The 12597-nt window shown below is 34.5% G+C and carries 15 protein-coding genes; 12 read left to right on the top strand and 3 right to left on the bottom strand.

What is annotated here, in order from left to right; all coding sequences use genetic code 11:
- Positions 1–21 precede the first annotated feature (21 nt).
- The 11 genes from MG290_RS04525 (at position 22) to scpA (ending at position 8762) form a co-directional block, all read left to right on the top strand.
- Positions 22–1440, top strand: coding sequence for an MBL fold metallo-hydrolase (locus MG290_RS04525; protein WP_264562699.1), 1419 nt, complete (start codon positions 22–24; stop codon positions 1438–1440).
- 278 nt (positions 1441–1718) lie between these two features.
- The gene (locus MG290_RS04530; protein ID WP_264562700.1) at positions 1719–2036 is read left to right on the top strand and encodes a rhodanese-like domain-containing protein; all 318 of its coding nucleotides are present in this window, start codon (positions 1719–1721) and stop codon (positions 2034–2036) included.
- A 10-nt stretch (positions 2037–2046) separates the two neighbouring features.
- Entirely contained in the window at positions 2047–2247 is a 201-nt protein-coding gene (locus MG290_RS04535) for a DUF6132 family protein (protein WP_264562701.1), read from the top strand.
- Between the two features lie 2 nt (positions 2248–2249).
- Positions 2250–2543, top strand: coding sequence for a thioredoxin (gene trxA, locus MG290_RS04540; protein WP_264562702.1), 294 nt, complete (start codon positions 2250–2252; stop codon positions 2541–2543).
- A 418-nt stretch (positions 2544–2961) separates the two neighbouring features.
- Positions 2962–3573 (top strand): uridine kinase, encoded by a 612-nt coding sequence (udk, locus tag MG290_RS04545; RefSeq protein WP_264562703.1) that lies wholly within the window; start codon positions 2962–2964, stop codon positions 3571–3573.
- Between the two features lie 2 nt (positions 3574–3575).
- Positions 3576–3917, top strand: coding sequence for an FtsB family cell division protein (locus MG290_RS04550; RefSeq protein ID WP_264562704.1), 342 nt, complete (start codon positions 3576–3578; stop codon positions 3915–3917).
- 17 nt (positions 3918–3934) lie between these two features.
- Positions 3935–5287, top strand: coding sequence for a methylmalonyl-CoA mutase subunit beta (locus tag MG290_RS04555; protein ID WP_264562705.1), 1353 nt, complete (start codon positions 3935–3937; stop codon positions 5285–5287).
- A gap of 28 nt (positions 5288–5315) precedes the next feature.
- Positions 5316–5546, top strand: coding sequence for a hypothetical protein (locus MG290_RS04560; RefSeq protein ID WP_264562706.1), 231 nt, complete (start codon positions 5316–5318; stop codon positions 5544–5546).
- Positions 5536–5829: a type II toxin-antitoxin system RelE/ParE family toxin gene (locus MG290_RS04565; RefSeq protein ID WP_264562707.1), complete on the top strand. Its 294-nt coding sequence runs from the start codon at positions 5536–5538 to the stop codon at positions 5827–5829. Before MG290_RS04560 ends, MG290_RS04565 begins: the two co-directional genes overlap by 11 nt.
- Positions 5830–5953: 124 nt before the next feature.
- On the top strand, positions 5954–6607 hold the full coding sequence (locus MG290_RS04570; protein WP_264562708.1) for a hypothetical protein: 654 nt from the start codon (positions 5954–5956) through the stop codon (positions 6605–6607).
- 28 nt (positions 6608–6635) lie between these two features.
- Complete coding sequence (scpA, locus tag MG290_RS04575) at positions 6636–8762, top strand: methylmalonyl-CoA mutase (protein ID WP_264562709.1); 2127 nt, start codon at positions 6636–6638, stop codon at positions 8760–8762.
- A 48-nt stretch (positions 8763–8810) separates the two neighbouring features.
- Here the strand turns inward: scpA and MG290_RS04580 are convergent, their stop codons facing one another.
- A complete protein-coding gene (locus MG290_RS04580) occupies positions 8811–9239 on the bottom strand; it encodes a rhodanese-like domain-containing protein (RefSeq protein WP_264562710.1) in 429 nt (142 codons plus the stop codon).
- Between the two features lie 17 nt (positions 9240–9256).
- On the bottom strand, positions 9257–10894 hold the full coding sequence (rho, locus tag MG290_RS04585) for a transcription termination factor Rho (protein ID WP_413614616.1): 1638 nt from the start codon (positions 10892–10894) through the stop codon (positions 9257–9259).
- Between the two features lie 218 nt (positions 10895–11112).
- Here rho and MG290_RS04590 point away from each other — a divergent pair, with 218 nt between their 5' ends.
- A complete protein-coding gene (locus MG290_RS04590; RefSeq protein ID WP_257499510.1) occupies positions 11113–11523 on the top strand; it encodes a DUF4293 domain-containing protein in 411 nt (136 codons plus the stop codon).
- Between the two features lie 499 nt (positions 11524–12022).
- Here MG290_RS04590 and MG290_RS04595 read toward each other — a convergent pair whose 3' ends face one another.
- On the bottom strand, positions 12023–12559 hold the full coding sequence (locus tag MG290_RS04595; protein ID WP_264562712.1) for a lipocalin family protein: 537 nt from the start codon (positions 12557–12559) through the stop codon (positions 12023–12025).
- Between the last annotated feature and the right edge of the window lie 38 nt (positions 12560–12597).

The following is a 12597-nucleotide window of genomic DNA, read 5'->3' on the forward strand; positions in this document are numbered from 1 at the left end:
AATATTAAAAATCAATCAATCATGAAAATAGAACAAATTTATACAGGATGTTTAGCACAAGGTGCTTATTATATTGAAAGCAATGGCGAAGCAGTAGTTATTGATCCATTGCGTGAAGTGCAACCATATATCGAAAAAGCAACAAAAGATGGGGCAACAATTAAATATGTTTTAGAAACCCATTTTCATGCCGATTTTGTGAGCGGACATCTCGATTTAGCCGAAAAAACCGGCGCTACCATTGTTTTTGGACCAACTGCCAAACCTAATTTTAAGGCTCATATTGCTACCGACGATGAAATGCTAACTGTTGGAAACATCAAAATAAAAGTCATCCACACGCCTGGGCACACCATGGAAAGCACTTGTTATTTGTTAATCGATGAAAATGGTAAAGAAACCAGCTTGTTTACTGGCGATACATTGTTTATTGGCGATGTGGGAAGACCCGATTTGGCTCAGAAAGTTGTGGCCGATTTAACTCAAGAAAAATTAGCCGCACATTTGTATGATTCGCTTCACCACAAAATTATGCCTTTGGCCGATGACATCATTGTATATCCGGCACACGGAGCGGGTTCGGCTTGTGGAAAAAACATGAGCAAAGAAACTTTTGACACTTTGGGCAACCAAAAACAAACAAATTATGCATTGCAACCCATGACAAAAGAGGCTTTTATTGAAAAAGTTTTAGATGGATTAATGCCGCCTCCTGCTTATTTTCCTGAAAATGTATTAATGAACATTAAAGGATACGAAAGTATTGACCGCGTTTTAGATAAAGGAACAAAAGCGCTTTCGCCAGAAGCATTTGAAACGATTGCAAACGAAACCGATGCCCTACTATTGGATACCCGCGATGCACAAACTTTTGCAAAAGGATTTATTCCGAACTCGATAAATATTGGCATTGATGGCAATTTTGCGCCTTGGGCTGGAGCTTTGATTCCGAATATTCAACAAGCTATTTTACTGATTGCCGATGAAGGTCGTGAGGAAGAAATTGTTACCCGTTTGGCTCGTGTAGGCTACGACAATACCATTGGCTTTTTAAAAGGTGGATTCGATGCATGGAAAAATGCAGGTAAAGAAACCGATCACATTACATCTATTTCGGTAGATGAATTGGAAAACAGACTTGCTCAAAATCCTGATTTAAAAATTTTAGATGTTCGTAAAATCAGCGAACATTATTCAGAACACGTAATTGGGTCGGAAAACATTGCTTTAGATTACATCAACCAGCACATTTCGGAAGTTGATAAAAACAAAACCTATTATGTGCATTGTGCGGGCGGTTACCGTTCCATGATTTTTATTTCGATACTAAAAGCGCGTGGATATGAGCAATTAATCGATATACAAGGTGGTTTTTCTGCTATTAAAGCTTCCGGAAAATTCGCTGTGAGCAATTATGTTTGTCCAAGCACTATGCTTTAATTTTCAATAAAATCAACAATATGTTACAAAACATCTTGAAAATTGGAATACCATGCGGATTATTCGTTTGAGCTTTGGAATCTACTTTCTTGCAATGGGTATTGCTTCGAAAACATGGTTTGCGGTGTTCATTGGGGTTGTGTTTTCACTTTTGGCTTTGTTCAATATAGGATGTTGCGGAAACCAACAATGCGGAATCAAGCACAGAATTAACAAAAAGGAAGCCGCAGAAAAACCTGTAATTTATGAGGAAGTTCAATTAAATAAAAAATAAAAAAATGTTCACTATATTTAAAAGTTTGTTGGGAAACAACAATTCAGATTTAAAAGATCTATTTGCGTCAAAAGATGTGTTTTTGGTCGATGTGCGTTCAGCTGCCGAATTTGCTTCGGGTAGTGTAAAAAATGCAGTTAACATTCCTTTAGATCAAATAGGTCCTCAAATTTCAAAACTTAAAAACAAAAAAAATATTGTTGTATTTTGCAGAAGCGGTAACCGAAGCAGCATGGCAAAAAATATTTTAGAAAAAAACGGCATAAACGATGTAACCAATGGGGGCAGTTTACAAAATATGCAGAAGTATATCGAATCGTAAAAAATAAAACATGAGAAACTTCTTTAAAAAATATGTTTTGGAACTTTTTGGCATTGCAATTGGTGCTGTTTTAGGGTATTTATATTGGAAATACATCGGTTGCCTTTCAGGTACATGTGCCATTACATCAAATCCCACAAATAGTACTATTTACGGAATGGTGATGGGTGGTTTATTAGCATCAATCCTTAAACCTAAAAAAGTAAAATAAATATGACTTTTCAAGAAATCATTAATCAAGACAAACCCATTTTAGTAGATTTTTTTGCTGAATGGTGCGGACCGTGCAAAATGCAAGCTCCTATTTTAGAAGAATTAAAACAGCGAATGGGTGAAAAAGCCGCTATTATAAAAATCGATGTGGATAAAAACCAGCAAGTAGCTGCTCAATATCAAATCCGCAGTGTGCCCACCATGATTATATTTAAAAACAGCGCTGTAAAATGGCGTCAATCGGGTGTGTTTTCTGCAAACGAATTAGAGCGTTTATTAAATGAAAATGCTTAGAAATGTTGTTGAAAATAAAGAAAGGGAAGTGCACACTTCCCTTTCTTCATTACACGAATTTTTCTAAAAAGAAAAACTCATTCACTTAACTAAAAACATTCAAAAAAACTACTTTATTATTAAATTACTCCAATCGATTTTTTTATCATTCGTTAGGCGTTGATACGTTCATTTATAAAAATGAAGTATCAGTACCCAACAAACTTCTTTTTCATAATTATTTTGCTTGTAATAAAACAAATTACATACCAGCACCTAAATCACCCAAAAATACACTATTTTTAATAAAATATCAACAAATTGTGTAGAAAAACGCACAAATGAGTGTAGATATTTTTCACAAAAAAACAAAAAGTAAATGCAAACTACTTTTTAATGTATTTATAAATTTAAGTACATTTGTAAAAACATTAATAAAATGCTGATAATTGGTATTGCAGGTGGCACAGGTAGCGGAAAAACAACTGTTGTCCACCAAATTATGAATGAATTGCCCGAAACCGAAGTGGGAATTATTTCGCAGGATTCATATTACAAAGCAAACGATCATTTAAGTATGGATGAACGTGCTTTGATAAATTTTGACCATCCTCGCGCAATTGATTTTGATTTGCTATGCAACCACTTGCAAGATTTAAAAGCTGGTAAAAGCATCAATCAACCAGTGTATTCGTTTGTGCATCACAACCGCACCGATGATTATATCTTAACACATCCGCGAAAAGTAATGATTGTGGAAGGAATTTTAATTTTAACCAATCCGGAATTACGCAATTTATTCGATATTAAAATTTTTGTTCATGCCGATTCAGACGAACGGTTAATTCGCAGATTAAAACGCGATATTGCAGACCGTGGCCGGGATATGAATGAGGTTTTAAACCGTTATCAAACCACATTGAAACCGATGCATGAACAGTTTATTGAACCATCAAAGGCTTTTGCAGATATTATTATTCCAAACGATAAATACAACACAGTAGCTATCGATATTGTGCGAACGGTTATCAACAAAAAAATAAACGATTAAAAATGAAACAAAAATTCGCCGCTTTACTCGTTAAATACCCTTTTTTGAAATGGGCAACAAACCGTTTTGTGTTGGTTACCCTGTTTTTTATTGTTTGGCTTTTGTTTTTTGACACCTATGCTTTTTACGACCACCAAACGATTGATAACGAAATTGAAAAATTAGAAGAAAATCGAGATTATTTTAAGGCCGAAATTAATAGCGACGATAAAAACATAAAAAAATTATACCGCCAAGAAGAGGTGGAAAGATATGCGCGTGAAAAATATTATATGAAGCGTGAAAACGAAGACATTTATATTATTGACAGCGACAAAGAATATCCAACAGAAGAAACTAACTAACAAATCAATACAGCAATATGTTATTTAACGATTTTGAAAAAGTATCATCAAAACAATGGAAAAATCAAATTCAGTACGAATTAAAAGGTGCCGATTATAACGATACATTGGTTTGGGAAAGTTTAGAAGGTATTAAGGTTAAACCTTTCTATCACAATGATGAAGACGCTGTAACCACAGCCGTTGCTACACAAAACACCAATTTTTCTATTGTTCAAGAAATTTATGTTTTCGACACAGAAAAATCAATAACAAAAGCGAACGAAGTTTTAAAACGTGGTGCAGAAAGCATTCGTTTCATTATTCCATCAAAAGAAATAAACGTTGTAAACATCATCAATCAATTACAACAACAACCAAAAGCGGTTTACTTACAATTATTGTTTTTAGATGCCGATCTTGTGGAAGAGATAAATAACGAAGCTGCCAAATTGCAGTTTGAAGTTTTTGTTTTGATTGATCCAATTCATCAGTTAGCATTCGATGGAAATTTTTATAAAGACGGAACTTCAGATTTTGAAGCACTGAATAAAATCAACCAAAAAGGCAATAACATCAACTGGTTAACAGTAAAAGCAACAACATATCAAAATGCGGGTGCCAATATGGTGCAGCAAATTGCTTATACTTTGGCACATACCAACGAATATTTAAACCGAATTGAAAATTTCAATAAAAACATTACAATTGAAGTTGCTGTTGGCGGAAATTATTTTTTTGAAATTGCAAAATTGCGTGCTTTGCGTTTGTCGTTAAATGCGTTGGCAGAAGCTTATTCGCCAAAAATCACATTTCATATTATTGCAAAACCAACCCTTCGCAACAAAACTATTTACGATTATAACGTAAACATGCTACGTACCACAACCGAATGTATGAGTGCTGTTTTGGGTGGAGCCGATGCGGTTGAAAATATTGCCTACGATGCTGTTTACCATAAAACAAATGAATTTAGTGACCGCATTTCTAGAAATCAGTTGTTGATTTTAAAAGAAGAAAGTTATTTTGATAAAGTGAACAATCCGGCAGACGGAGCGTATTACATTGAAAGTTTAACGCAGCAGTTAGCAGAAAAAGGCTTGGAACTTTTTAAGGATATCGAAAAAAACGGTGGATTAATTTCACAATTAATTGAAGGAACCATTCAGCGAAAAATAAATGAAGCTGCTACAAAAGAACAAGAATTGTTCAATTCGGGCAAGGAAGTTTTATTAGGAACAAACAAATATCCAAATGCACAAGATAAAATGGCACACGATTTAGAATTGTATCCTTTTGTAAAACAAAATCCGCGTAAAACATTAATTACTCCGATTATTGAAAAACGTTTGGCAGCAACTTTGGAACAAGAACGTTTAGCTAAAGAATAATTTTTGTAACTTTCAGAAAAAGAAAATCATGGAAGCGATCAGAGAAATAGTGAAAGTAAAAAATCGTCAGGTAATCATTAATTTACCCGATGATTTTAATGCCGATGAAGTGGAAGTAATTGTATTAAAAACAATTGAAAATGAAATTCCACAGTGGCACATTGATGAGGTTCGTGAAAGAAATTCAGAATATTTAAAAAATCCGGATATAGCTTTAGATTTTGACGAAGCAATCAAAGATATTGAGAATGAATTATAAGTTGAAAATTCTTCCTAAAGCCAAGCTTGATTTAAAAGAAATTGCGATTTGGTACGAAGAAGAAGTTCAAAAAGGACTTGGAAAAAGATTTCTATCTTCTGTAAAAACAGAAATGGCTCTTGTACAAAAGAATCCGCTTATTTTTCAAACAAAATACGACAACAATAAGACGGTTTTAGTAAAAGCATTTCCATATTTAATTCATTATGAAATAATGAATAGTGAAATTGTTGTAAAAGCTGTTTTACATACCTCACGAAGTACCAAAAAATATCCTGAATAAATTTGAACCAAGATATATAGAATGGTGACAAATTTTCACAAATTAGAATGTCCGCTTTTTTCGGACAGTTTAAATTTCAGATGGCTACAATTTGTAGTTAACAGAAGAAAAAACATAGAAAAAAATGAAAGAGGTTAGTGTATTTATTGCAGAAACAGAGGATGATTGCTTATTTAAAAGTCAATTTGATTTTTGGAAAGAAGTAGAATGGAATAATGATTTACCACAATACTTTGAAAGATTGAATAATATTGATGATGACCGTTCTTTTGTAATACTTGCAACAACTGTTTTAGAATATCAAATCGATAGATTTTTAAAAATAATAATTCCAAAACATGAAGTTCTTGTAGACAATAATACAGCCTTAAATACAAAAATTAGAATAATCAAAGCTTTCAATTTAATTCCCTCTCAATTTCTTGAAATGATTAATCTAATAAAAAATATTCGAAATGATTTTGCCCATAATTTAGCTTTCGATAATTTTAAAGACGTTCCTAAATCGGAAAATAAATTACTTCGAAATATAGAACAAATGAAAGAATATTGGAATAAATATTCACATGAAATGGTATATTGGGAAAAAGACGAAAAAATTCGAATGTTATTCAAGGATATTTGGAGAGTTTGTATAGAAGGATTGAGAGTTTATGAAATTAACATCGAATTATTCAGACAAGAAACAGAAAGATTAGAATTTATTCAAAATTTACATAAATTATCTACTACATTAAAAATTGAACGAGAAAAATCAAGAAGATTACCCTTTTATTAAAATTTAAAATAATAAAATTCATTTTCTAATGAATAGAAAAAACATACAAAACATACAATTACCACATCAAAAGAAAACGGTTACAGATATTCCAAATTCTTTTGAAACAGCCGAAGGTATCAAAGTAAAACCAACTTATACGGTAGCCGATATAGAAACCCTCGAACATATAGGTTTTGGCGCAGGCTTTGCACCCAATCTTCGCGGACCTTATGCCACCATGTACGTTCGCCGTCCATGGACCGTTCGTCAATATGCTGGTTTTTCAACTGCCGAAGAAAGTAATGCTTTTTACCGCAGAAATTTAGCAGCCGGGCAAAAAGGACTTTCAGTTGCTTTTGATTTGGCAACGCACCGCGGCTACGATTCCGATCACGAACGCGTGGTGGGCGATGTTGGTAAAGCCGGTGTTGCAATTGATTCGGTGGAAGACATGAAAATTTTGTTCGATCAGATTCCGTTAGATGAAATGTCGGTTTCTATGACCATGAACGGTGCCGTTTTACCAATTATGGCATTTTATATTGTGGCTGCAAAAGAACAAGGTGTCGATGAAAAATTACTTTCGGGAACCATTCAAAACGATATTTTAAAAGAGTTTATGGTGCGTAACACCTACATCTACCCACCTACTCCATCAATGAAAATTATTGCTGATATTTTTGAATATACCAGTAAAAAAATGCCCAAATTCAACTCGATTTCTATTTCGGGTTACCACATGCAAGAAGCCGGCGCTACTGCTGATATTGAATTGGCTTACACCATTGCAGATGGTTTGGAATATGTTCGCACCGGATTGGCTGCCGGAATGAAAGTAGATGAATTTGCTCCTCGCCTTTCGTTTTTCTGGGCAATTGGTATGAATCATTTTATGGAAATTGCTAAAATGCGTGCCGGTAGAATGATTTGGGCGAAATTGATAAAACAATTCAATCCGGAATCAGATAAATCATTGGCATTGCGTACACATTGTCAAACTTCGGGTTGGAGTTTAACAGAGCAAGATCCTTTTAACAATGTGGCTCGTACGGCGATTGAAGCTGCTGCTGCTGCTTTTGGTGGAACACAATCGTTACACACCAATGCGTTAGATGAAGCAATTGCCTTACCAACCGATTTTTCAGCTCGCATTGCCCGTAATACGCAGATTTTCTTACAAGAAGAAACCAAGATTTGTAAAACAGTTGATCCATGGGCAGGAAGTTATTATGTAGAAAGTTTAACAGCCGAAATCGCTGAAAAAGCTTGGAAACTGATTGAAGAAGTAGAATCGTATGGCGGAATGACCAAAGCAATTGAAGCCGGAATTCCAAAAATGCGTATCGAAGAAGCTGCGGCTCGTAAACAGGCTCGTATCGATTCTGGTCAGGATATTATTGTGGGTGTGAATAAGTATCGTTTGGAAAAAGAAGATCCGTTACAGATTTTGGAAGTGGACAACCAAGTGGTGCGTCAGCAACAAATTGAACGGTTGAATCGCATTAAAGCTACTCGAAACAACGATAAAGTAAAACAAAGCTTAGCCGCTTTGACAAATGCAGCGAAAACAGGCGAAGGTAATTTACTGGCATTAGCTGTTGAAGCCGCAGAAAATCGTGCTACTTTAGGCGAAATATCCGATGCCTTAGAAACCGTTTTTGGCAGATACAAAGCACAAATTAAAACCATTAGTGGCGTGTATAACAAAGAAATTAAAACCGACGAAAATTTTGCAAAAGCAAAACAATTGGCCGACGATTTTGCTAAGCAAGAAGGACGCCGTCCACGTATTATGATTGCAAAAATGGGACAAGACGGGCACGATCGTGGTGCAAAAGTAGTTGCCACGGGGTATGCTGATGTAGGATTTGATGTGGATATGGGGCCGTTGTTCCAAACACCTGCCGAGGCTGCCAAACAAGCCGTTGAAAACGACGTGCATGTTTTAGGTGTTTCGTCATTAGCTGCTGGTCACAAAACATTGGTGCCACAAGTTATTGAAGAGTTAAAGAAATATGGTCGTGAAGATATTATGGTAATTGTTGGCGGTGTGATTCCTGCACAAGATTATCAGTATTTGTTCGATGCTGGTGCAGTAGCAGTTTTTGGTCCCGGAACCAGAATTGCCGATGCTGCCATTACTATTTTAAATGTATTGATGGATATAGAGTAATTAAAAAATCTCCTAAAAGGCATATTGTCTTTTAGGAGATTTTTTATTTTAATTTATTGGATAGCCTTTATCAATCCAATCTACTTTTATGTTTTTAGGAATATTTAAAAGTTTTGTGTTTTTATATCCCATAGCAATTAAGCTTTTAAATGCAGGACGAATGTTGGGACATTTTTCAAATGGGCAACAACCGCAATACAAAACCACTTCTTTGTCTTTAGAAACTTTTTTAAGATATTTTTGCAGTTTTTCTTGATTGCCTTTGTTTTGAATCGGTCCCAAATTGAACGAATTTTTAATCACCGCATCAGGACCAATATTAATTAAAATAGTTTGATCCATTTTGTTTTGAGTGATTCTTGTTGACAAAACTTTGGTGCTTAAAAGTTGCTGCGGCGTCCATGGGTCTGTAAAACTTTGGGCATTCATTCCAAACATCCCTAAAAAACAAATAAGTAATAAAATATACTTTCTCATAAACAATCCATTAAAAATTAGTCGCGCATGCTGTCAAAAAATTCATCGTTTGATTTGGTATTTTTGATGCGGTCGTGAATAAACGTAATTGCCTCTACCGGGTTCATATCCGCGAGAATATTACGCAAAACAACCATTTTACTGTTGGTGTATCGATCTTGTAATAAATCATCTCGACGAGTTGATGAAGACGTTAAATCAACTGCTGGGAAAATGCGTTTGTTTGCAATTTTACGGTCTAATTGTAATTCCATATTACCTGTTCCCTTAAATTCTTCAAAAATCACATCGTCCATTTTAGAACCTGTATCGGTTAAAGCAGTTGCAATTATGGTTAATGACCCACCATTTTCTATATTTCGTGCCGCTCCAAAAAAGCGCTTTGGTTTTTGCAAAGCATTGGCATCAACACCACCCGATAACACTCTTCCCGAGGCTGGTTGAACGGTATTGTACGCGCGTGCCAAGCGGGTGATTGAATCAAGTAAAATCACTACATCGTGTCCACATTCTACCAATCGTTTTGCTTTTTCTAACACCATATCAGCTAATTCTACATGGTAGCGCGCTTCTTCGTCAAAGGTAGAAGCTACAACTTCTGCACGAACATTTCGCTGCATATCGGTTACCTCTTCAGGGCGTTCATCGATCAATAAAACAATTTGATAGACTTCTGGATGGTTATCTGCAATGGCATTGGCTATTTCTTTTAGCATCATTGTTTTACCCGTTTTGGGCTGAGCTACAATCATACCGCGTTGCCCTTTACCTATTGGTGCAAATAAATCAATAATGCGGGTAGATAATTTGGAGTTATTCCCTGATAGATTGAATTTTTCTTTAGGAAAAAGGGGCGTTAAATGTTCAAAAGAAGGACGATCGCGAACCTCATCTGGCTCATGACCATTGATTTTTGTAATACGAACCAACGGAAAATGCTGTTCATTGCCTTTGGGCGGACGCACAATTCCTTTTATAGTGTCGCCTTTTTTTAAGCCAAACAAACGAATTTGTGATTGTGAAATATAAATATCGTCTGGTGACTTGCGGTAATTATAGTCCGATGATCGCAAATAACCATGCGAACCACCGTCTTTTGGAACTTCAAGAACACCTTCGCATTCAATAATTCCTTCAAATTCATAATCAGGGTCGCGGTAATTTTGCTTTTTCTGATTCTGGTTTTGATTTTTATTTCGGTTTTGGGTGTTATTCTGTTTTTCGTTTTCGGGTGCTTCTGGTTGCACATTTTCTTTTGCAGAATCTTGAGTAGTTATTGATGAAGGCTGTTGCTCTTGCTTTTCATTGGTTGATACTGCTTTTTTGCGCTGCTTTTGATTTTTATGCTGATTGTTTTGTTGCGGAATATCGCTTGTATTTTCAACTGCTTCCTCATCATTTTTTTTAGACGAATTGTGTGTCTTCTGAGTAGTTGATTCCGTTGCAGCATCGTCTGCAGTTGTATGTATTCTTTTTCGTTTTTCTTTTTTTGAATGAGCTGCCTGTTCTGGCATACTTGCATTTTCAGTAGCAGGCTTTTCTTGCTGAAAAGTTTCTTGCATTTTTAAAATAGCATCAATCAATTCGTCTTTTTTAAGAGTGGTCTTAGCGATACCAATTGTTTTTGCTATTTCTTTTATTTCGGGTAATTTCATACCCTTTAACACGTTTTTGTCAAACATAAATTATGACGTTGAATTGATATTAATTTTTTGTGGTATTGTGCTTAAAAGAAAGTTTTTCTAATAAGTTTTATAGAAAGGTCGAACAATGAAGAAGTTACGATTTTCTTATGCAATATTACAATATTTTTTTTAATATGAACTATTTTTAAAGAAATTTAGTGTTACTTTTGTAAACAAATCAATAAATAATGATTCAAAGAATACAAACTATCTATTTAGCGTTGGCTTTTATTGTTTCGGGTGTTTTATCTTTGGTTTTTCCGTTGTGGAAAGATTTTAAGGGAATGGACTATTTTGTGGGGCAAAACACGTGGTACACCTTATTGTTTGGTTTAGCTGCGGCATTGAGTATTATTTCGATTTTCTCGTATAAAAAAAGACAAACTCAATTTGTGTATAACAGATTGAACATGATATTGAACTTTATATTACTAGGATTATTTGTGTATCAATCGCTAAATTTATCTGGAGAAACTTTGGTTTCTGAGAAGGGTATTGGGATGTTTCTTCCTATTATTTCTATCATTTTGTTGGTATTAGCCAATAAAGCCATTAAGAAGGACGAAGATCTTGTAAAATCTGCCGATCGTATACGATAAACCTTTCATCTTAGTTTATTAGTGCGTTAAAAATCCGACCAGTGGTCGGATTTTTTAGTTTATTAAATATTTATATTTACTAAAGGCGGATTCAAACCATAAATACGACTTATCCTTTGTTAATGATTAACAATAGTCATCCCAATAACAAATTAATTTAATGTTTTCTCTATGTGTAATTTTACTTTTCGGAATAGAAATATTGATTTGATGCTATACAGTTTCATTTTGATTGAACTTTTGGATTAAGGATAGGATAATCATTATTGCTATATATTTTTGTCAATAGTTGAATATTAATAGATATTAGATCTTGGTCAACTACAGGAGTAAGGTATTTCTCTGAAATAAAATCGCCAAAACAAATAGGGCACAACTCTATATTGTGTCAATTTTATCACTTAAAAGCCATTTTTAACGATCTGTAAATCAAGAAATAACAAAAAAAGAACTTTTACATAAGAAAACTGTCTCAAATTGTGAGACAGCTTCTTCTTGCTTAATCATGTTCCGGCCAAACTAATTTATCGGTGCTGTATCCAAAACTTTGCGCTTTTAAAACAAAATATTGCCTAATAACATCTGGAATTGTTTTTTCGCGAGACAAAATCCACATATAATCGGTATTGCGTCCAAAAACCAACGCATACTGATAATCGTTTGTAATTTCAACCACGTTGTATTCATCATAGAATGGTCCCCAGAATGATACTTTTAAAGCACCTGTGTTCTTTTTAGCAGGTTTTGCTTTTCCTTCAGCAACTTCCCATTCTTCTTTTATGTAATTCCACCCTTGGTTTACCACTTTGATAGAATTATCTTTGTTTAAGCTGTAATGCGCAGTGGTATTGTTCAAGTTTTTTTCATGACGAAAATCTAACCGGGCAATTTCGTACCATCTACCCAAATATCGTTTCAAGTCAAACGGGGTCACCACCGTAATATCACTTTTTTTCTTTTTATTTTTGAGCGCCAAATAAGCAATAGATCCAATGCCTAATGCACCTGCTGTTAATAAAATTTTCTTTTTTTGCATAATTTTTTCTTTTAAAAGTACAAATATAAAACGCCAAA

Origin of the sequence: Flavobacterium sp. CBA20B-1 (assembly GCF_028473145.1) — a bacterium.
Lineage (GTDB): Bacteria > Bacteroidota > Bacteroidia > Flavobacteriales > Flavobacteriaceae > Flavobacterium.